Source organism: Glutamicibacter sp. (assembly GCF_035257265.1).
Taxonomy (GTDB): domain Bacteria; phylum Actinomycetota; class Actinomycetes; order Actinomycetales; family Micrococcaceae; genus Glutamicibacter.
The window spans coordinates 14,600-34,902 of sequence record NZ_DATEXC010000058.1 but is presented as its reverse complement, the minus strand read 5'-3'; the positions used below and the strand labels follow the sequence as shown (position 1 = coordinate 34,902).

The following is a 20,303-nucleotide window of genomic DNA, read 5'->3' as shown; positions in this document are numbered from 1 at the left end:
TTTAGCGTTCAGCAACAACCATCGCAATGGCCATGTCTCCGTCATGTGACAGGGTTAAATGCCAGGAAGTAATTCCACGCAGTTCACTGGCGGCAGCTACCGTGCCACGGATCAGTACCTGCGGATCTCCGGCTTCGTCTTTGGCGATAGTGCAGTCTTGCCAGTTCATCCCTACCGGGACACCAAGTGCTTTGGCAATGGCTTCCTTCGCAGCAAAACGTGCAGCCAGGGAGCGCAACGGCAGATCACGTTCTATGGAAGTAAAAAGACGTTCACGCAAGCGTGGGGTTCGTTCGAGTTGGCGGCCAAAGCGTGGCACGTCGACAATGTCGACACCGATACCTGCAATCATGGGTTCCAGTCTATCGAGCGATAATCTAGACATGAAATTGTATGGAGGGCATCCACGAAGGACGAATAATAACTGATAAATCCAATCGGTTACTGTGACACCAAGGATTTAAGAGGTATGAAGCGGCAATGGATTTTATCTTCTCACATCACAGATGATTCCATGATGTCAACAGCGCGCTAGGGGAGTAATGTTTCAAGGAGGATATTGTCTCTAGAGTAATTTAAAATGAGGAAATGAGCTTCTCTTGCAGGTAGAGCTTCTACTTATGGTTGTCAGCGTTGTGTGTACTATCGCTCCCATTCTGATGGGGGTAATAAATTTGATGACTTACCGTACGCACAAACCGGAAAAAGTGGCCTCTATCGATCAGATACGGTCTTCTGAGCGGGATTTAAGATCTATCTTTAGGCCAGCGGTTGTAGCTCTACTCACCGGACTAGTTGTTAGCTTGGCTAGCTCATTTTTCTTCTCAGGCCTTACTACAGCTACTGTCGAACACCTCTATTTTGGTTTGATTTTCTTCTTTTGCTCGATAGCCACGCTTGTCCTTGTACTTTGGCCGACACTTGGCAGGAAAAGCCGTTTCAAAGACCTGCTGTCCTCCCCCCCAGCGGATCTCGATTGTAGCGAAATCGGTAACCAAGAAAACGAAGCGGGCAAAGAAAGTACTTACAAATCTCGAAGAGCAACTAGAAATCTTCGAATCGGAACGCATCAGTGCTGCCTTCGAATGGCCCTCAAAAAAAGACTCAGTCGCCAAACCTGCAGATAGTCGGGTATCGGCAGCTATACCTCTGGCAAATTTTGTTCGATCGCTTCAGATCAAGCGCTTTACTAGGGCTAATTTATGCATAAACCAATTTTTGAAGCTCGTATACATGCGTTTAGTTATAAGGCTCCCGCGAGAAGTGGAAAATTTTTACTATCAAATATGCGCTCGCATTAATCCTAGACGTTTCGGATACTATATGGCTGACGGCAGGTCCATGGATCCATACAGGTATAAGCGACGCTCAAACTCTTTCGATAGGCGAGCTATCGATGACGTGTTCTCGCGGGTTCCGCCGCACAAAGACTTGCCATTTTTCACTGCTCTCCGCGTGGTAAAAGTGGCACGGGGCTGTCAAATCGCGCTACAAATCGCGCCTTGGCGTTTCGGATGGACACTTTTTCTAACTTATGTTCCCTTCGTAATTTCTTCTTTTATTTTGTTTTTGAAAAATGGACCATACGCCACCTTGCTTTTGTTTATAGTGTTATGGGGTCTGGGAATACTGTTATTAAACATTTTTTATCTAACAACTACTCTTGCGGTGACTGCGCGTCGAATAGCAATATGTGACTTCTATTTAAATAAAAGTATGAAAAATATAGCTAGGGCGAAAACGCGAATTAGTAGATGAGTTTGTCTACAAAGTCACGAAAATTCCGTTTTTCACTTCGCAGGTTGAGCAATGGCCGGCAAGCAGTCTGCTCGCCGGCCATTGAGGGAGTACTTAAGACAAACGTGCTCGCACCATCGTGGAGACTGCCTTGCCATCGAAGCGTCGGCGATTTCGGCGTTCACTTCTTTCATTGCGCGTCCCATTTCCTTCATGGTCAGTGTGCCCTCGGCGGACAGACGATCCATGACGGAGCTGACAATCGCTTGGGCTTCATCCTCGGAAAGTCCATTGGGCAGGTAAGTTTCGATGAAGTCGGCTTCTGCTGTTTCGGCCTCGGCCCGTTCAGGTGCACCATTTTCCGAGTAGGTGATGGCAGTTTCGCGGCGGGTGGCGACTTCTTTGCGAAGTAGCGCCTCGACCTGCTGGTCATCCATGGCGGTGGGTGTCTTGCCGCCCTTTTCACGGTTATCGATTGCGCCGATCAAGTTGCGCAGCGTGGTGACGCGCATTTTTCGCCAGCTTTGAGGTTCGTGATGACGTCCTGCTGGAGCTTTTCTTTAAGCATGATGGCCTTTCTGGGGCAAGTTGTTCTTTCCTAGTTTAGGTGTGCGTCACCAAATGAACCCGATTCAGTTGAGATTCGAGCATTTGTACTGTTTGGCGATTCGGCTTCGGGTGTTTGAGCACTCCTCGTTCGACAGGGGAAGGTTGCGATCCGAACCTTGGTTGTTAGGCCGCGTTCATTGCCAGTGTGGCGGTGCTTGGATTCGGAGTCGTTGACTCGTTCTTGTTTGATCGCTAGGTCCATTTGGGCGAGTGTTGACGTAACGGTAAACTCAATCGCGCCCATGTGACTTTTAGTCCCGACAACGCGGCAACTGAGGTGGAATACGTGCAGCATGATGTCGCGGGTGCGGAGGTCTTCAGCGAGGTCGAACACTGTCTGAGTGGGTCGACCGAGGCTGCCCAAAGTGGTGATGAACAGTCTGTCATCTGCGACCAATGAGTTCAGCATCTTGGAAAACCCTACCCGAGTGACCAATGCACCGGATTGCCAATGATTGATGCAGAAGTCATCTCGATGCACCCGGAAGCTAGTAAATTTTTGATCTGCCGGTCAACCTCTTGCGCTTTGGCAGACACAGGGGCTTATCCAATCAGCTCTACCAGTCGACCCTGTGAAAGTGACTTACAAACAATGTTTAAGCAAGAATCCATGACACTGCTTGCAACAACAAGTTGCGAGAAATTGTTTCTCTTGTATATTCCAGGATTTTGCATTGGGTGAGCGGGGTTCGATGCGAAGTCTTACTATCCAGGGGATGTAAGGGACCTCGTTGCTATCGTTAGTATTGATCAAGTTGAACAGCACCGGTCGCCTACTGACGGTCCAGAGGTCCATTCTATTCAGTTTGCTTACGAAGTACCTGAACCAGTGGAAGTGGTTTTCCTCTTGATATGGTTGATCCTTAAACAGGGGGGTCATTATTTTGTCGAGGAAGTCGATTTCTACACCACAGCTCAAGGTGCTACTGATGCGATCTGGTCAACATTGTGCGTTTGATGGATGCACTATGAAGCTCTTCGAAGAAGCTGATCATCCGCGAGATCTGGACACTGTGGTTTCTGAGATAGCCCACATTCTTGCAGCTAGTCCCGGCGGCGCGCGGTATGACTCTTCGCAGAACGATGTTGAACGGGCCGCTATCTCGAACTTAATCGTGCTTTGCGATAGGCACCACAAAGTGGTGGATGCTCAACGGGTTAAGTACACCCCAGAAATTCTTCGGGAAATGAAGAACAAGCACGAAGCAGCGGTCAGCCGAGGACAGCTTTATGCCATGAACGCTGTCGGATTCGCCGAGCTGGAGGCGGTTTGCTCTTTCTTGCGGCTTTCGCCACAGGCTGTTTCTCCGGGCATCGAAACCCTTGTACTGCCACCTGGAATCAGCGAAAAAATGGTGGCCAATGATCTGGGCGAGATTTCAGCAGCACTTATCAAGACAGGGATTTCCAAGACAACATCCGTAGATGCGTTCATTAGCTTCAGTGAACGCGGAATGCCAGGGTATTCGACACGACTTCAACAGTGGTTCAAGGCAAAGTATGCCGAGGGTGTGCTGGATTCCTTGAGTGGAGACGAGTTGTTCTCCTTCGTATGTTCAGCCGCTCTCGATAATGCTGGCGTGAACCGGAATGAACTACTTGAGGCCGCGGCGATCGCTGTTGTCGTACACCTTTTCGAAATCTGTGAAATCTTCGAGGCTGTTCGTGCTACTTCCTGACAAGTTCGTCTCGCCCGCCGAGTCACTTATAGGGGCCGCTCTGCACCTTTGGAATGCTATGCCCAGCGCAATAACCATCGGAGAGGCATGGTTTCTCTTTCGGACTCGAGTTGACGATCGAGCGAGTTTTTTCCATTTCGTCCTCGTTCTCGATGTTTTATTCATTCTCGCTCTCATCGATTCCGATGAGAACATACTGACCCGGAAGGACTCCAATGCTGGTCCAGCTATCGGCAAATAAGGACATCTTTGTCCCAATTAATTTCGAACCTGGATTAAATGTCATCCTGGCCGACCGAACTGCGGAGGCGTCAAAAACCGATAGCCGAAATGCGCGCGGAAAATCCAGCCTCCTTAGCGCCGTCAACTATTGCCTAGGGGGAAACTTCCCCCGCGAATTTGAAGTGCTAGCTGATGATAACTGGGAATTCCGGCTCACGATCATTCTCGACGGGGTCACGGTCGCGGTCTCACGAAACTGCGCATCACCTAGAAATCGCGTCAGCATCGATCATCTTTCAGGTGAGGTACCAGCTTGGCTCTCGCTCTTGGAAGAAGGAAGGTTACAGGTTGATACCTGGAAGCAGGTCCTAGGCTGGAAGTGGTTTGGCCTTCCGGACCAGGTCGTCGATGAGACTGCCCGTCTCTCATCGCGCACTCTGTTGACCTACTTAATTCGAAGATCGGCCCCTGACGATCCAACTAAGATCATAGCTCAACAATCGGCCCGTTCTTCACGGGTTCACACTTCGTACTTGATGGGCCTGGATTGGCAAGTTACAAACGAACTCGCAGAGCTTAAGGATGAACAGCAGGTCTATAGGGCCATCGATACGGCCACGTCCTCAAAGTTCTTGTCATCCGCGGTAGGCAATGAAGATGACCTCTTAATCGAGCGACAGGAAGCTATTCTTGCCCGAGACCGCGTTGCTCAACAGACTCGCGATTTCGTTCTCCTCGACGACCCCGACGATCTCATCTCCCAAGCTGACCGATTGACGGGCGAGGTGAATTCCCTCCGAAACGATGTCTACATGGCTCGACAAATGATTGCCTTGCACGAAAAATCCCTAGAAGAATCGGCCCAGTCGGCATCGGATGAGACGCTGACGATGCTGCGGGCGGAAATGACTAGCGCGTTTAGGGAAGAGGCTTTGGCTAGGCTGGACGAGGTGGAGGCTTTCCACAATCGCATCTACCAGAACCGCGTCGGTTATCTCGGCCAAGAGTTAGAAGAGCTTCGCGGACGACTGTCTGATCACGAACGTCGACTATCTGTAGCACTGAATCGTCGAACCAACGTCCTCAGCCAGATTAATGCCGGTGGTGTCCTCGATGAACTACTCGCCCTTCAAAGATCGCACGTCGAGCTTGGAACTCACGTTCGCGATCTCGACTTACAGATTGATGCTCTGCGGCGTTGGGATAGAGCGAGGGAAGAACTAAATGTCACTAAAGGAGAACTACGAGTACTGGCATCGGAGACCTTGAAGGAGCGTCAATCCGTAGTCGATAGGTTTGCGAACCGATTCGATTCACTCATTCGATCCCTTTACGGACGCGGAGGTGCGCTTACCTTGAAGGTGGACGACGACGGCTACAAAGTTACATTGAAAGTTCCTGCATCCGCCAGCACTGGCGTCAGCAGAATGAAACTATTCAGCTACGATCTGACGCTTCTAGCGGAAACAGAATCGCGGGTTCATCCTAAATTCCTCATCCACGACTCCGTCGTTTTTGACGGTGTAGACACTGTTCAAACGCAAACGGCCTTGGAGACAGTGGAAAGCTTAGTCACTCAACCAGAGAATTCCAATTTTCAATACATTGTCATGTTGAACAGCAACGAGGTACCAGAGGCTCTCTCGCGGTCCGAATGGTTCTTAAATGGGGTTCGTCGGCGCATTCTTGAGACCGAGATCGGTGGAGCATTTGGACTCCTCTTTTAATCTGACATTAAGAAGTTAAACAAATGCGGGCAGCCTTTCCATCAAAAAGGGTGCCCGCAAAAGTTCGAAGATCGTGGATTACTCCACGGTCACCGACTTAGCCAAGTTACGTGGCTGATCAACATCAAAGCCCTTCGCCGAGGCAAGCTCGCAAGCGAAGATCTGCAGCGGTACGGTGGCCAGTAGTGGCATCAGCAGAGTTGGAGTCTCAGGGACGTAGAAGACCCACTCGGAGAAGTCCTTGACCGAGTCATCGCCATCTTCAGCAATAACCAGGGTCTTGGCGCCACGGGCGCGGACTTCCTGAATGTTCGAGACAACCTTCGAGTGCAGCGAGTCGCGACCACGTGGGGAAGGAACCACTACGAAGACCGGCTGGCCATCATCAATCAAGGCAATCGGACCGTGCTTCAGCTCGCCAGCGGCGAAACCTTCAGCATGGATGTAAGCGATTTCCTTCAGCTTCAGGGCACCTTCCATAGCAACCGGGTAGCCTACGTGGCGACCCAAGAAGAGTACCGAGGAAGCATCCTCCATGGAGCGAGCAAGTTCCTTGATTTCATCCGAGCGGTCCAAGATGTCCTGGATCTTCGAAGGAATCTTTCCAAGGTCAGCCAAGATGTCCTTGATCTGGCCCTGGAACAGGTTGCCACGCAGCTGAGCCAGGTACAGGCCAAGCAGGTAGGTGGCGGTGATCTGTGCAAGGAACGCCTTGGTGGAGGCTACTGCGATCTCTGGACCAGCGTGGGTGTAAAGCACCGCGTCAGATTCGCGAGGAATGGTAGACCCGTTGGTGTTACAGATCGACATGGTCTTCGCGCCCTGTTCCTTGGCGTAACGCACGGCCATCAAGGTGTCCATGGTTTCGCCGGACTGGGAGATCGAAACGATCAAGGTGTTCTCGTCAACGATTGGTTCGCGGTAACGGAACTCGTGGGACAGCTCAACCTCAACAGGGATACGGCACCAGGACTCGATGGCGTACTTGGCAACGGAACCGGCGTAAGCGCTGGTACCGCAAGCAAGAACAACAATCTTTGAGATCTTGGTGAGTTCTTCTGCATCAATGCGAAGCTCATCAAGGGTCAGGCGGCCATCTGCGTCCGAACGGCCCAACAGGGTGTCGGCCACGGCGGCTGGCTGGTCAAAGATTTCCTTCTCCATAAAGGATGGGAAGCCACCCTTCTCGGCGCTGGCTGCATCCCAGTCAACGGTGAACTCTTTGCCTTCGGCAGGGTTGCCGTCAAAGTCGGTGATGGTGTGGGTATCTGGGGTGATCGTAACGATCTGGTCCTGACCCAGTTCCACGGCGCGACGGGTGAAGTCAATGAAGCCGGAGACGTCTGAACCGAGGAAGTTCTCGCCATCGCCCAAGCCCAGTACCAGTGGGGAGTTGCGGCGAGCTGCCACAACGAGACCCGGGTGGTCCTGGTGTACTGCCAAGAGGGTGAAAGCACCTTCAAGGTGCTTTACTGCAAGCTGCATGGCTAGGGTGAGGTCCCCATTAGCTTCGCCGTACATCTTGCCCAGCAACTCGGCGGCAACTTCGGTATCGGTATCAGAAAGGAACTCTGCACCCTCGGACACGAGCTGCGCCTTGATGCCAGCGAAGTTCTCAATGATGCCGTTGTGGATCATTGCAAGCTTGCCGCCGTCGGCGAGGTGTGGGTGAGCGTTCGAGTCGCTCGGTCCACCGTGGGTGGCCCAACGAGTGTGGCCAATTCCGGTGTAAGACTGGGGTAATGGTTCTTCAGCGATCACGTTTTCAAGGTTGACAAGTTTGCCAGCCTTCTTCCGTGAGTGAATGGCACCATCGGCTACTACGGCTACACCAGCCGAGTCATAACCGCGGTACTCCAACCGACGTAAACCTTCAATTAGAACGTCAAGGGCGCCGTGATCGGCGACTCGGCTTGAGGCTCCTGCATATCCAACAATTCCGCACATAGGAAAAAGCGTACCGGTTGATTCCCCAATGATGGGAGAAATCGTGGCACATCACTCAAAAAGTTGCGTGTCATAGGTCACCGCGAAAAGCTAATTTGCTGAATTTCCAATGAACTCTACAAGTTGAATTTGGGGTGTAGACCATATTCTTGGCACAATTTGACCTCGTGGAACCACAAGGAACGTTAGAGACACCTATAACCCCTTTTGTTGAGCTTGAGCGAGACACCTGGGCCAGACTTTCTAACAAGATGGAACAACCCCTCAATGAAGAGGACATCATTCGACTTCGTGGTCTAGGCGATGGCCTAGACCTAGATGAGATCCGAGATGTCTATCTACCATTGAGCCGTTTGCTGTACCTCTATGTACAGGGCGCCGGTGCTACACACCGCGCCACCACCACGTTCCTTGGTGAACAAACCCGGCAGACTCCGTTCGTTATTGGCGTGGCAGGTTCGGTAGCAGTTGGTAAATCCACTACCGCCCGCGTGTTGCGCGATATGTTGCGTCGATGGCCAGAAACGCCCGACGTCCAACTAATCACCACCGACGGATTCCTTTACCCGAACGCGGAACTGAACCGCCGTGGAATTATGGACCGCAAGGGTTTCCCAGAATCTTATGACCGGCGTGCGCTGCTGCGCTTTGTCTCTGCGGTGAAGTCCGGTGTTCCGGAAGTTAGTGCGCCAGTCTATTCACACTTGACTTATGACATCATCCCGGGTGAACGTAACGTCATCCGTGCGCCTCAGGTACTTATTGTTGAGGGCCTGAACGTTTTGCAGCCGGCGCGTACTCGCACCGATGGCAAGGTGGGTCTTGCGCTCAGTGACTTCTTTGATTTCTCCGTCTACGTGGATGCTCGGACCAAAGATATTGAAGAGTGGTACATCAGCCGATTCATGAAACTACGCTCCGGCGCGTTCTCTGACCCAGCCAGCTACTTCCACCGCTACGCGCAGCTCTCCGATGAGCAAGCGCGCGAAACCGCGCACGGCATTTGGAAATCCATTAACGAGCCGAACCTCGAAGAAAACGTGTTGCCTACCCGTGGCCGGGCTCAATTGGTCCTTCGTAAGAGCGCTGACCACTCGGTTCACAGAATGCTGCTTCGTAAGATCTAGGCAATTATCCAAACGCGAGCGGAATTTCTCACAAAATTTAAGTTTTTCGCCCAAATGTCCTGCTTTGCTATGTTTTCCCTGTGTATGCTCAAACCATGCTAAAGGGATTCCGCGATTTTATAATGAAGGGCAACGTCGTCGATCTGGCGGTTGCCGTTGTCATCGGTGCCGCCTTCGGCGCCGTCATCACCGCCCTGGTAGACAATGTGCTGATGCCATTGATCGCTGCCTTGGTCGGTTCGCCATCATTTGATGGCTTCCTACTACTTACCATCAACGGGGTTGACATCAAGTTCGGTGTCTTCCTCACCGCGCTGGTCAACTTCCTGTTGATCGCCGCAGCAGTCTACTTCGCACTGGTTTTGCCAATGCAGAAGGCTACCGAGCACCTCGAGCGTCGTCGCGGTCTCACCGAAGAAGAAGAAGAGGTAGACCCGCAGCTTGCACTGCTTGAGCAGATCCGTGACGAACTGCGCACGCTAAAGTAACCAACTTCAAAAACTTCTCAGAGCCTGTTCCCGCAAAGAAATTTTGCGAGAACAGGCTCTTTACTTTTGCCCCAAATGAAGCTCACGTTCCCTATCGTTGCCATGGCGCGGCAAGAGCGTGCGAAAAGTGCGAAGATGTATAGGTGAACTCTGAATCTCTTGAGGAAATCAACGCGCCGGAAGCCGGTGACACGGCTCCTTACATTGGTTGGGAACGTCGCGCTGTCATTGATCTCTCCGCAATCCGCAGCAACGTCAAACAGGTTATGGATCTGGTGGCCCCCGCCAAGGTCATGGCAGTCGTCAAAGCAGACGGCTACGGACATGGAGCCGTACAGGTAGCCAAGGCGGCTCTAGAAGGTGGCGCCCGCTGGATTGGTTGCGCACACGTTGCCGAGGCCCTGGCGCTACGCGACGCAGGTATTGAAGCTCCTATGCTCGCCTGGTTGCACACCAACGACACCCCATTTGAAAAAGCCATCTCTGCAGGTATTGATTTAGGTGTCTCAGGATGGGACTTAGACTTAATCGCAGCGGCAGCCCAGGCAGTGCAGACGCCTGCGCGTATTCATCTCAAGGTTGATACCGGGCTGGGACGCAACGGCTCCACCATGGCTGATTTCCCGGGCTTGATTGAGCGTGCCGCTAAGTATCAGTCTGAAGGACTGCTGCGTGTGGTCGGAGTGTTCTCCCACCTTGCTGTCGCCGATGAGCCGGACCGCCCCGAAACTGACATTCAGCTTGCCGCTTTTGACGAGGCCATCGATATGGTCGAAGCTGCAGGCTTCGATCTGGAAATGCGCCACATTGCCAATACTCCGGCCATCTTGTCCCGTCCGGACACCCACCACGAAATGGTGCGGCTCGGTTTGGGACTGTATGGCCTGAGCCCGTTTGAGGGGGAGAGCCCTGCAACTTATGGTCTGCGTCCGGCAATGCGGCTGATGACTAAGGTTGCCAACGTCAAAAAGGTCACCCTCGGGCAAGGAGTCTCCTACGGGCTGCGTTACCAAACGACCGCAGAGACCTACCTGGCGCTGGTCCCGATGGGATACGCCGACGGGCTGCCACGAGTTGCCACCGGGGCACCGGTAACCATCAACGGGAAAACCTACCCGGTACGCGGAACTATCGCCATGGACCAGTGCGTGATTGATCTAGGCCCAGATATCAACCCCAACGAATTCTTAGGTGCCGAGGCAATCATCTTTGGTGAAGGTGGAGAATCGGTAACCACTTGGGCGCACGCAGCAAACACCATCAACTATGAGGTTGTCACCCGGATCTCTCCACGAGTTCCACGCTTCTATGTTGAAGGAACCTGGGGCGAAGCCGGTGAATGAGCACATCAAAGAATTCTCTTGCCAGCTGGCGGACCTCACGGTCACTGAAGCTCTGGGCGAAGCCTTGGGCAAGCAGCTGAGTGCAGGGGACTTAGTGATCCTCACCGGGGCGCTGGGAGCCGGGAAGACCACCTTGACGCAATCGCTCGGGCTGGGCCTGAACGTCCGCGAGGGAATCATCTCGCCCACCTTCGTGTTGGCACGCCAGCACCCCTCGCTGGGCGATGGGCCGGCACTAATCCACGTGGATGCTTACCGGCTAAACGGGGAACACGACGTGGATACCCTCGATCTCGAATCCACCTTGGCTGACTCGGTCACCGTGGTGGAATGGGGTCTGGGCAAGGTGGAGCACCTGTCCGACTCCCGCCTGGAAATCCAGTTGGACCGCGAGATCTGGGCCGCACCTAGCAGCAACCCGTGGGAAGAATCCGACGAGGAGCTCGATGAGCCAAGGCAGTTCACACTCAAGGCCATCGGACCACGCTGGGACGAAGAGAATTTCACCGAACTGAAAAACGCCTTGCTGCAGGCCACCGGGCTGCAGCACTCGGGAGAACCACATGCCTAACTACCTGTCCATCGACACCTCGGCGCACGCCTCGGTGGCTTTGATCGACTCACAAACCGGCGCGGTGCTCGGCGAACGCACCTCACCACGCGGTAACGACCAGACCGAAACCCTCGCCGGGTTTGTCCGCGACCTGCTGGCAGAGCACCAGCAAGTTGGTGCGGAGCTTGCCGGCATCATTGTCGGTGTGGGTCCTGGGCCCTACACCGGACTGCGAGTGGGACTTGTTGCGGCACGGACCTTCGGCTTCGTCTGGCAGGTCCCGGTGCATGGGGTGATGTCCCTGCACGCGCTCGCCGAACGAGTGTTGGATACCGAGCACGTACCGGCAGAATTTGTGGTTGCCTCCGACGCGCGCCGCAAGGAAGTGTACTGGGCCAAATACGATGCCTCGGGCGAATTGCTGGACGGTCCCCATGTGGCGACCGCCGCAACCCTGCCTGCCTTGCCGGTCTACGGCGTGGGTGCCTCGCTGTATCCAGAGCAACTGGCCGAAGCAGGAGCACATGGCGTCGAAGAGTCGCTGGACTGGATCGCACAGGCCGCAGAGCTGGGCTGGCGCGGGATCAAGGATCTTGCCAAGGGTGTGGACCTGTCCGATACCTCACCGCAGTACCTGCGTGAATCAGATGCCCAGGTCCCGGCATTCATGAAGAAGGACAAGGCATGAGCATCACCCTCCGTACGATGACCACTGACGACATTGCCGCAGTCCATATTCTGGAAACGCAGTTGTTCCCCGAAGATGCGTGGCCGCTGGCCGGATTCGAAGCTGAGCTGGCCCAGCTGGAAACCCGGAAATACTGGGTCTATGAGGATGCCGACAAGATCATCGGCTATGCCGGGCTCTGCACCGTGCTGCCCATTGCAGACGTGCAAACCATCGCGATCATCCCCGAATACCAAGGTCAAGGTCTGGGCAGGGCGCTGCTGACGGAACTGATCACCACTGCACGAGCCAACCGCGCCTTAGACCTGATGCTCGAGGTGCGCTTCGACAACCCCACCGCCATTGGACTCTATGAGTCCATGGGATTTGAGACTATCCATCGACGCCCGCGCTATTACAAGGGCGGCATCGATGCGCTGATCATGCGTCTGCGACTGGACGAGCTAGACACCCCGGAGGCTTCCGAATGAGCACCCCACAGCACCCGCTAGTACTGGGCATTGAATCCTCCTGTGATGAAACCGGAATCGGGATCGTGCGTGGCACCCAACTGCTGGCCAACACCGTGTCCAGCTCCATGGATGAGCATGTCCGCTTTGGCGGCGTGATCCCGGAGATTGCGGCACGCGCGCACCTCGAAGCGTTTGTGCCCACCTTGGAGCAGGCGCTCGCCGAAGCCGACGTGACCTTGGAGGAAATCGATGCGATTGCCGTGACCAGCGGCCCCGGGCTAGCAGGGGCACTGATGGTAGGCGTGGCCGCGGCCAAGGCACTGGCGCTGGCCACCGGTAAACCGCTGTACGGCATCAACCACTTGGTGGCTCACGTGGGCGTCGGGGTGCTTGAAGGTTCCGTGCTTCCACCGACCTTCGGTGCGCTGCTGGTCTCCGGTGGCCACACCGAAATCCTGAAGGTCACCTCGCTGACCAACGACGTGCAGCTGCTTGGCGCGACCATCGATGACGCGGCCGGGGAAGCCTATGACAAAACCGCCCGCTTGCTGGGCCTGGGCTATCCGGGTGGACCGGCCATCGACAAGGCCGCCAAAGACGGAGACAAAAAGGCATTCCGTTTCCCGCGAGGGCTGTCGCTGCCGAAGTTTGTGGGCTCTGCCGAGGAACCGGGCAAGCACCGGAACAACTTCTCCTTCTCCGGTCTGAAGACCGCCGTGGCTCGCTGCGTGGAGCATTTTGAAGCGGCGGGGGAGCCGATTCCTGTAGCGGATATTTCCGCTTCTTTCCAGGAAGCTGTAGTGGACGTGATTACCTCCAAGGCAGTGCGCGCTATGCAGGAGAATGGCCTGAAGACTTTGCTATTGGGTGGGGGAGTTGCCGCGAATACCCGCTTGCGTGAGCTGCTGGCGGCGCGTTGCGCTTCGGCTGGCATCACGTTAGTGGTTCCGCCGTTCTCGCTGTGCACGGATAACGGCGGAATGGTTGCGGCTCTCGGCGCCCAGCTGGTGGCCGCGGGCGCCGAACCTTCGGGCCTGGATTTTGCTACAGATTCTTCGCAACCGGTCACTAATATTGTGCTGAAGCCACGCGGCTAAGAATCTGGCTAGAGATGCAGTAAGCGTCCGTACCCTTCTGGGTGCGGACGCTTACTGCATTGATCAGAAAGAGGAGTAGGAACCTGCAATAGACCGGTTGCGGAGTTCGCCAATTCCCGCAACACAGCAGAAGACCTCATCGTCCGGGGGTGATCTGGCGATCTTTAGCAGACAGGCCAGTCAAAACGACGGTGCCCGGGCGCGGCATCATGAATGAACGATGTTGATGTTTTAACACGAGCGAGATTCTGGCAAACGGTTGACAACGTATTAACGTAGCGGGGGCGAGCTGCTGTAAGTCTCTATAGCAACCCGCCCCGCTTGAACGAACTCTCACTTAGGCGTCAACAGCAGTTTTTGAGTGACGAATGAATGGGTCACCCATGACTTGCTGATCGTCCTTTTTCAGCGCAAAGAATCCATAGACTCCAGCAAGCAGCACTACCACCGAGATGGTGATGAAGGTTTGGCGGTAGCCCACCTGGTCATGGAGCATGCCCAACGGTGTGGAGAGCAAGACGTTACCAATCTGCGAGGATACTTGGAACCCCACCATGTACAAGGTTGCAGACAACGCCGGGTTGAAGTGCAGGGTGAAGTAACGGAACACCGGAAGAATGAACAATGGCGTTTCGATGGCGTGCAGCATCTTAATAGCCGAGACGAGCAACGGATCATCAACGAGCGCGCAGCCCAAGATGCGAACGAACATGATGGCGACACCCAAGAGCAGTGCCGAACGCACGCCCACACGGCGCATTAGCAGAGGTACGAGTCCCAGCATGGCGGCTTCAACGAAGACCTGCACCGAGTTGAGGATGCCATATACCTGCTGACCGGTTTCTTGGTCTTCAAAGAGTCCGGTGTAGAAGTCGGGGAACATTTGCTGGTCAAAGACCGTGTAGAACGTCCAGGACAGCATCACGAATACGATGATGAGCCACAGGCTTGGTAAACGGAAAAGGCCCAGCATTTCACGGAAGCCCGGTGTAGATGCTGGAGAGAGTTTTCCGCTGCTTGGGAGAGGAGCTACTGGTTTGGCTTCGAAGCGCCAAAGCAACAACAGCAGCAGGTGGATTACTCCGAGTACCGAGCCGATCCAGAAGTTCAGCATCGGGTTGATGGTAAACAGGAAGCCTGCAGCCAGTGCCACGATGGCGTAACCGAATGATCCCCACATGCGCGCTTGTCCGTATTCGAAGTTAAAGCGGCGGCTGTAACGTTCGGTGAGCGCTTCAAAGAGGCCTACGCCTGCAAGGAATCCAACGGAGAATACGACTGCGCCGGCAATAACACCCATCATGAAATGGGACTGCAGTAGCGGCTGGTAGACCCACATGCAGAATGGTCCGGTGAGCGCTGTTACCGCGGCAATCACAACCGCAAGATGCTTTCGCAGACCCAGCCGGTCTTGTAGAGCGCCGTAGCCGAACATCAAGAACAGCGTCACGAGCGAGTTCACCGAATAGACGGTACCGACCTGTGCGCCGTTGAGCCCCAAACCGTTGGATTCGCTGGTGAGCCAAATTTGGAAGAATGACCACCAGATTCCCCATGATGCGAAGAACAGCAGCATCGAGAAGGAACTGTGAAGGTACGTAGGGTTTCTAAGTGTTGTGCTTAGTCCAGTCATCTTTGCCCTGGTTTCTTTGTCATCGTTGGAAAGTTCTTAGTGAGCTAAGGCGCGGGAGAAATCGTTGAACCACGGCGGATTTGCACCGGCCTGTGCCACGGTTAGTGCTGCCGAAGTTAACGCGTGGTGCAGCGCTTGCCTGATATCAGCTGGTTCGCAGGCGGTTCCGGTGCGTAGCGCTTGCGCTAGTTCGGGTAGTGAGAGCACACCGTAAAGCAGTCCTGACATGAACGCGTCACCGGCACCGATGGTGTCTTTGAGCTCAGTCGGCATGGCCGGGATGTCATATTGATTTCCGTGGGCAACAGCTAGGCAGCCGTCACCTCCTTGGGTCATCACCGCAAAAGCTGGCCCGAGGCTGGACACATGCGCCAGTACGTCCCACAGGTCCAGCTCAGGGTAGAGCCACTGAGCATCTACATCGCTGAGCTTAACGATATGACTCAGTCTCATCAGCAATTCGATTCGTTCGATGGCTGCTTCGCGGTCTTCCACCAGATCTGGACGAAGATTTGGGTCGTAACTGCGCAGTGAACCAGTTGCAGCATGAGTGAAGGCATCAACGATGCACTGTCCCGAGGGCTCAATCCACGCGGCAATGGAGCCGGTATGCAAAAGTTCGGTGACTGCGTCTGCTGCCACTGGTGGAATCTGCTGGTGGATATCAAAGGTGTAATGGGCGTTTAAGTGCTCATCAACGTGAACCTGAGCCACCGAGGTGGCCCGCTCGGTGACCGAGCCGGAAGCTACCTTCACACCTGCTTGCAACAGATGCTCGGCAATTTGTTGCCCATGAGCATCTTGACCAAATTCGGTATGGAATTGCACAACATGTCCTAGGCGCGCGAGTCCGACGGCAACGTTCAGTGGTGAACCACCGGGGTGGGCCAAACCTGAGACTACGTCTACTAAAGATTCTCCCATGACGGTAATACTGCTCATGCGCTGCGCTCCAAGCTCTTTTCACTCAATGGCAGGACACCAACAACTGCGCTCGTACTGCCGGAGTACTGGAGCACCCCATAGGCTGGCACAGCTTCGCCGGTGAGTTGATCGGTCAGTGAGCGGCGGCCATCCGCGCCTAGGATTTCAATGGAACCATGATCCAGAAGAACCTGGATGACTAGCTCGGTGGAATCCTCCGGTAACGGCATGCGTTGGCTGGAAGCGTAGAGCTCATGGGCAACCTTGCCTGCGCCGCGGTGGTGCTGAATCAGAGTTGGCTCAACGCTCACCTCGCTCATCACGCTGTGATCTGCGCGGTGCAGGAGCAACCGTGCCTGTCCGGTGAAGTCACCGGGGAGGCTCAGTTCCACAAGAGCCGGGGCGCCAAGCTCAACGCGCGTCTCGCCGGTCAGCACCGCGCTGGTTGGTACAGGGGACTCGGGCAAGCCGCTCAGGCGTTGACGAATTTCAAAACCGCCGTCGCCAAGCTGCACCAAGTCCAGGGTGCGAGCTGCGCTCATGGAACCGCGCCAGCCGTCGTGGGGCAGATCGCGGGCGTAGTCCCAGTTGCTCATCCAAGCGATGATGGTTTGCTGGTGAACCTCTAGACCGTGGAAGCTGACGCCGGCGTAGAAGTCGCGGCCCCAGTCCAGCCAGCTGCCCTGGCTTAGCTGCTCGAAGGCCAGTGAATCATTAGCTTCCTGGTGCTTGTCGGGGGTGAATGTGAAACCGTCAAATTCTCCCACGAAGTATTGGGTGCCGGAGCCGCCTGCCACGCCGCCGGGATTCAGCGAAACGAGCAGGACCCACTTGAGCTGATCGCTTCCGGCGACCGGCAGTTGGATGAGGTCCGGGCATTCCCAGATGCCGGCGGTGGCAGCTTGCGGGCCAAAGCTAGAAGCCTCGGTCCAGTCGATAAGGTTTTCCGAACGATAGATCAGCACGCGGCGTTCGATGGCTTCTACTGCCACCATGACCCAGCACGAGCCCTGCGCGGATTCGTAGCGGAAGACCTTGGGATCACGGAAGTTCTTGGAACCACGGTCCAATACCGGGTTTTGTGCGTACTTGGTGAAGGTTGCGCCTCCGTCCAGCGAATAGGCCAGTGCTTGGGACTGGTTGCTGTCATCCTTGGCTGCCGCGGTGTACAGCGCGATGATCGGCGCGGTGCTTCCGTCTCCGAGGCCGCTGGTGTTCTCCTGGTCCACAACGATGGAGCCGGAGAAGATGTCTGCGGCATCCCCGTGCAGGATGGCGATGGGAAGTTCGGTCCAGTTCACCAGGTCGGTGCTGACCGCGTGTCCCCAGGACATGTAGCCGTGGCCAACTCCGTGGGGGTTGTGCTGGAAGTACAGGTGGTATTGCTCGCCATCAAAGAACAAACCGTTGGGATCATTGATCCAGTTTTTCTTGGGGGAGAAGTGAAGCTCTGGTCGCATGACCGCGACTTGTTGTAGTTCGGGCAACGCCGCCATCCTTAATCAAGATCTGCTAAATGGATTTAGCATAAGACTCTAACAGCGACAGGGCCACCCTGCAATAGGCTAGGCTCGAATAATTGCAGGTACCAGTCGCAAGAAGGACACGTGAATACGCAAAAAGCCAAGCGGGTAACAATAGCTGACGTCTCTGAAGCTTCAGGGATGTCAAAGGCCGCAGTCAGTTTGATCCTGAACAATAAGCCTGGGACCAGGCTTTCCGTAGAGGCCACCGAAAGGGTCCGCGCGGCAGCCAAGGAACTGGGCTACCGTCCAAATGCTGCCGCTCAGTCATTGCGCAGTGGCAAGACGCGAACCCTGGGGCTGATTTCTGATCAGGTCACGGTCACACGTTTTGCTTCCGGCATGATCACCGGCATTCTTCGCGCGGCCGAGGAGCGCGGCCATACGGTGCTGATTGCAGAGACCTTCGGGAAACGTGATCAGCTAGCTGAAGCCATCCAGCAGATGGCTCATCGGGACGTTGATGGTCTCATCCTAGGATTTATGGATTCACGGAAACATGACTTAAAAATCCCAGACACGGGTCTGCCCACCATCTTGGTCAATGGGCTTGATGACAGCCCCTGCACCGCGGTGCTGCCTAATGAGCTGGATTCTGGTGCCAGTGCGGTGCGCCGAGTTCTGGAAACCGGTGCTAAAAGTGTCGCGCTGATCGGGGCGCATCAAAATGCTGAGAATGACCCGACGAGCTATCCAAGTATCACCCGCCGCTTCACTTCGCTGCGCAACGCCTTGCAAGAATCGAAACTTGAAGTACTCGGCGAATGGGTTCTCGAAGACTGGAATCCTACCGACGGCTATGCGGCGACCGCTCAAATGCTCACCGATGGGCACAAGCCTGATGCGGTCATCTGCGCGAATGACCGCGTGGCCATGGGAGCCTTCCAAGCATTGGCCGAACAAGGACTAGTTCCCGGTAAGGATCTTTCGGTACTTTCCTTTGACGATGAGATTATCGCTAGCTATCTGCGTCCTCAGCTGACATCGATCAGACTTCCTTATGAAGAAATGGGAGCGCTCGCCGTTGAGCTACTTCTGGATGGAAAGCTGGATCCTGTTGAACATCAAGTGGAGATGCCGCTGATTGAGCGCGATTCAATGAAGGCCCGTTGAACCAAGACTGACCAAGGCTGGGGGCTAAAGATTATTGGGGCTTCAACTGCAGGCAAGATGCCGCAGTCTCCCAGCGTGACTCATGAAGCTTCTTTGCCGAGAGTCGAATCGACTAGCCGCTTCACCTGGCCTGATCATGGCGTTCCTGGATGCCCAAAATAGTTTCTGGGTAGTTCCGTGCGCCAAAATGTCTTTGTTGCGGGAGAGATCGGCTCTGTCTAAAACGCGCGATCTTCGCAGAGATCTGCATTTATGCGCAAAAAAGAATCGACTGCTTGACACCCGCAAGTGATGTGCGTTACCTTATTTCTCAACGTAGTAACGCGCGTTACTGAATCGTGTTAGCAAATCTGCAATACGGCCAGTTTCGCTTTGATCTCAAGGGGGAGGAGGGGAAATGACGCAGCAATCCGTGACCATGGCCGATGTCGCCAAGGCAGCCGGCGTAAGCCGAACAACTGTCTCATTTGTGCTCAATGGCCGGATGGAAGCAAATATCCCCGAAGCCACGAGAGAGAGAATCAACCAGACGGCGCGCATGCTGGGCTACCGCCCCAATGCGGCCGCACGAACTCTGGCTAGCAAACGCAGCGCCTGGTTCGGTCTGGTGACCGAGATTGCTACATCACCCTTTGCTACCGACGTGATCAAGGGAGCGCAACGCTCGGCATGGAAAGATGGAAACTTTCTGCTCATCGCACCCAGCGATGACGACCCTGGCATGGAAATGCTCGCGGTGGAGAAGCTCCTTGAGCAACAAGTAGGCGGGCTGATCATTGCAACCACCTGGCACCGAGAAATCATCGTGCCGGAGAATGCAAAATCGGTTCCCTGCGTTTTGGTCAACTGCTTCGACGCCGAGGGAGAATTTCCATCAATCGTCCCGGACGAAGTCGCAGGTGGTTACGCCGCCGCCGAGATCCTCGCACGGGCCGGACACACCAACATTGGCCATATCACTGTTGCCCAAGGAATCCCTGCTCAGATCGGGCGCCAAACCGGTATGAAGCAGGCTCTGCGTGATCACGGACTTAGCCAAGAAGAGTCAAAGATTGTTGCCGGTGACGGTACCGCCGATAGCGGATACCACGGAACTCAAGAGTTACTGGCTCAACCAGATCCGCCAACCGCAATTTTTTGCGGTAATGACCGGATCGCCATGGGATCCTATGACGCAATCAAGGAACTCGGTTTGCGAGTGGGGGAAGACATCTCAATCGTCGGTTTTGATGATCAAGAGATTCTGGCACCACATATGCGACCAAAACTGACAACCATCGCCTTGCCCTTTGAAGAAATGGGTATGGCAGGGGTGTCATTACTGAATCAAATGGTAGAGGGCTCACCGATTGAGAATCGCCAAATTACCATCGGCTGCCCTCCACGCATTCGTTCATCTGTGGCCATGCACGGCCAAAGATGAGCTTCCCCTCCGCTACAC

18 protein-coding genes are annotated in these 20,303 nt (G+C 54.8%); 11 read left to right on the top strand and 7 right to left on the bottom strand.

Features of this window, described 5'->3' with window-relative positions; genetic code table 11:
• Window position 1 precedes the first annotated feature (1 nt).
• The 3 genes from VJ369_RS16505 to VJ369_RS19215 all read right to left on the bottom strand — a co-directional run bounded on the left by VJ369_RS16505 (window position 2) and on the right by VJ369_RS19215 (window position 2,827).
• A complete protein-coding gene (locus VJ369_RS16505) occupies window positions 2-352 on the bottom strand; it encodes a holo-ACP synthase (RefSeq protein WP_096256865.1) in 351 nt (116 codons plus the stop codon).
• 1,438 nt (window positions 353-1,790) lie between these two features.
• Window positions 1,791-2,249, bottom strand: a complete 459-nt coding sequence (locus tag VJ369_RS16500; RefSeq protein ID WP_324093120.1) for a GatB/YqeY domain-containing protein — start codon at window positions 2,247-2,249, stop codon at window positions 1,791-1,793.
• 86 nt (window positions 2,250-2,335) lie between these two features.
• On the bottom strand, window positions 2,336-2,827 hold the full coding sequence (locus tag VJ369_RS19215; protein WP_414652673.1) for a recombinase family protein: 492 nt from the start codon (window positions 2,825-2,827) through the stop codon (window positions 2,336-2,338).
• A gap of 487 nt (window positions 2,828-3,314) precedes the next feature.
• Between VJ369_RS19215 and VJ369_RS16495 the strand changes: the two genes are divergently transcribed.
• The gene (locus VJ369_RS16495; RefSeq protein ID WP_324093119.1) at window positions 3,315-4,025 is read left to right on the top strand and encodes an ABC-three component system protein; all 711 of its coding nucleotides are present in this window, start codon (window positions 3,315-3,317) and stop codon (window positions 4,023-4,025) included.
• Between the two features lie 215 nt (window positions 4,026-4,240).
• Window positions 4,241-5,974 carry a DUF2326 domain-containing protein gene (locus VJ369_RS16490; protein WP_324093118.1) on the top strand — a complete coding sequence of 578 codons (1,734 nt, stop codon included), beginning with the start codon at window positions 4,241-4,243 and terminating at the stop codon, window positions 5,972-5,974.
• Between the two features lie 78 nt (window positions 5,975-6,052).
• Here VJ369_RS16490 and glmS read toward each other — a convergent pair whose 3' ends face one another.
• Window positions 6,053-7,921, bottom strand: a complete 1,869-nt coding sequence (glmS, locus tag VJ369_RS16485) for a glutamine--fructose-6-phosphate transaminase (isomerizing) (protein ID WP_105675480.1) — start codon at window positions 7,919-7,921, stop codon at window positions 6,053-6,055.
• Window positions 7,922-8,088: 167 nt separating this feature from the next.
• Between glmS and coaA the strand changes: the two genes are divergently transcribed.
• The 7 genes from coaA (at window position 8,089) to tsaD (ending at window position 13,669) form a co-directional block, all read left to right on the top strand.
• Window positions 8,089-9,048, top strand: coding sequence for a type I pantothenate kinase (coaA, locus tag VJ369_RS16480; protein ID WP_105676130.1), 960 nt, complete (start codon window positions 8,089-8,091; stop codon window positions 9,046-9,048).
• 95 nt (window positions 9,049-9,143) lie between these two features.
• Window positions 9,144-9,536, top strand: coding sequence for a large conductance mechanosensitive channel protein MscL (mscL, locus tag VJ369_RS16475; protein WP_188684920.1), 393 nt, complete (start codon window positions 9,144-9,146; stop codon window positions 9,534-9,536).
• A 143-nt stretch (window positions 9,537-9,679) separates the two neighbouring features.
• Complete coding sequence (gene alr, locus VJ369_RS16470; protein ID WP_096256863.1) at window positions 9,680-10,879, top strand: alanine racemase; 1,200 nt, start codon at window positions 9,680-9,682, stop codon at window positions 10,877-10,879.
• On the top strand, window positions 10,872-11,450 hold the full coding sequence (gene tsaE, locus VJ369_RS16465) for a tRNA (adenosine(37)-N6)-threonylcarbamoyltransferase complex ATPase subunit type 1 TsaE (RefSeq protein WP_229677064.1): 579 nt from the start codon (window positions 10,872-10,874) through the stop codon (window positions 11,448-11,450). Before alr ends, tsaE begins: the two co-directional genes overlap by 8 nt.
• Window positions 11,443-12,120 carry a tRNA (adenosine(37)-N6)-threonylcarbamoyltransferase complex dimerization subunit type 1 TsaB gene (gene tsaB / locus VJ369_RS16460; RefSeq protein ID WP_096256861.1) on the top strand — a complete coding sequence of 226 codons (678 nt, stop codon included), beginning with the start codon at window positions 11,443-11,445 and terminating at the stop codon, window positions 12,118-12,120. The genes tsaE and tsaB overlap by 8 nt, the downstream gene beginning before the upstream one ends.
• The gene (gene rimI / locus VJ369_RS16455) at window positions 12,117-12,590 is read left to right on the top strand and encodes a ribosomal protein S18-alanine N-acetyltransferase (protein WP_096256860.1); all 474 of its coding nucleotides are present in this window, start codon (window positions 12,117-12,119) and stop codon (window positions 12,588-12,590) included. Before tsaB ends, rimI begins: the two co-directional genes overlap by 4 nt.
• Complete coding sequence (gene tsaD / locus VJ369_RS16450; protein ID WP_324093117.1) at window positions 12,587-13,669, top strand: tRNA (adenosine(37)-N6)-threonylcarbamoyltransferase complex transferase subunit TsaD; 1,083 nt, start codon at window positions 12,587-12,589, stop codon at window positions 13,667-13,669. Before rimI ends, tsaD begins: the two co-directional genes overlap by 4 nt.
• Before the next feature lie 337 nt (window positions 13,670-14,006).
• Here tsaD and VJ369_RS16445 read toward each other — a convergent pair whose 3' ends face one another.
• The 3 genes from VJ369_RS16445 to VJ369_RS16435 are packed head-to-tail and all read right to left on the bottom strand — an operon-like array spanning window position 14,007 to window position 17,713.
• Complete coding sequence (locus tag VJ369_RS16445; RefSeq protein WP_324093116.1) at window positions 14,007-15,302, bottom strand: MFS transporter; 1,296 nt, start codon at window positions 15,300-15,302, stop codon at window positions 14,007-14,009.
• Window positions 15,303-15,338: 36 nt separating this feature from the next.
• Entirely contained in the window at window positions 15,339-16,244 is a 906-nt protein-coding gene (locus VJ369_RS16440) for a carbohydrate kinase (RefSeq protein ID WP_324093115.1), read from the bottom strand.
• A complete protein-coding gene (locus tag VJ369_RS16435) occupies window positions 16,241-17,713 on the bottom strand; it encodes a glycoside hydrolase family 32 protein (protein ID WP_324093114.1) in 1,473 nt (490 codons plus the stop codon). Before VJ369_RS16435 ends, VJ369_RS16440 begins: the two co-directional genes overlap by 4 nt.
• 120 nt (window positions 17,714-17,833) lie before the next feature.
• On the opposite strand from VJ369_RS16435, the gene VJ369_RS16430 reads away from it, so the two are divergent.
• Both VJ369_RS16430 and VJ369_RS16425 read left to right on the top strand, forming a co-directional pair.
• On the top strand, window positions 17,834-18,862 hold the full coding sequence (locus VJ369_RS16430) for a LacI family DNA-binding transcriptional regulator (protein ID WP_324093113.1): 1,029 nt from the start codon (window positions 17,834-17,836) through the stop codon (window positions 18,860-18,862).
• A gap of 397 nt (window positions 18,863-19,259) precedes the next feature.
• A complete protein-coding gene (locus tag VJ369_RS16425; RefSeq protein WP_324093112.1) occupies window positions 19,260-20,285 on the top strand; it encodes a LacI family DNA-binding transcriptional regulator in 1,026 nt (341 codons plus the stop codon).
• Window positions 20,286-20,303 lie beyond the last annotated feature (18 nt).

Bases quoted from the DNA above. Each gene is read 5' to 3' on its own strand.
- VJ369_RS16505 (WP_096256865.1), bottom strand. From the start codon at position 352: ATGATTGCAGGTATCGGTGTCGACATTGTCGACGTGCCACGCTTTGGC.
- VJ369_RS16500 (WP_324093120.1), bottom strand. From the start codon at position 2,249: ATGCGCGTCACCACGCTGCGCAACTTGATCGGCGCAATCGATAACCGT.
- VJ369_RS16495 (WP_324093119.1), top strand. From the start codon at position 3,315: ATGAAGCTCTTCGAAGAAGCTGATCATCCGCGAGATCTGGACACTGTG.
- VJ369_RS16490 (WP_324093118.1), top strand. From the start codon at position 4,241: ATGCTGGTCCAGCTATCGGCAAATAAGGACATCTTTGTCCCAATTAAT.
- glmS (WP_105675480.1), bottom strand. From the start codon at position 7,921: ATGTGCGGAATTGTTGGATATGCAGGAGCCTCAAGCCGAGTCGCCGAT.
- mscL (WP_188684920.1), top strand. From the start codon at position 9,144: ATGCTAAAGGGATTCCGCGATTTTATAATGAAGGGCAACGTCGTCGAT.
- tsaB (WP_096256861.1), top strand. From the start codon at position 11,443: ATGCCTAACTACCTGTCCATCGACACCTCGGCGCACGCCTCGGTGGCT.
- rimI (WP_096256860.1), top strand. From the start codon at position 12,117: ATGAGCATCACCCTCCGTACGATGACCACTGACGACATTGCCGCAGTC.
- tsaD (WP_324093117.1), top strand. From the start codon at position 12,587: ATGAGCACCCCACAGCACCCGCTAGTACTGGGCATTGAATCCTCCTGT.
- VJ369_RS16445 (WP_324093116.1), bottom strand. From the start codon at position 15,302: ATGACTGGACTAAGCACAACACTTAGAAACCCTACGTACCTTCACAGT.
- VJ369_RS16440 (WP_324093115.1), bottom strand. From the start codon at position 16,244: ATGAGCAGTATTACCGTCATGGGAGAATCTTTAGTAGACGTAGTCTCA.
- VJ369_RS16425 (WP_324093112.1), top strand. From the start codon at position 19,260: ATGACGCAGCAATCCGTGACCATGGCCGATGTCGCCAAGGCAGCCGGC.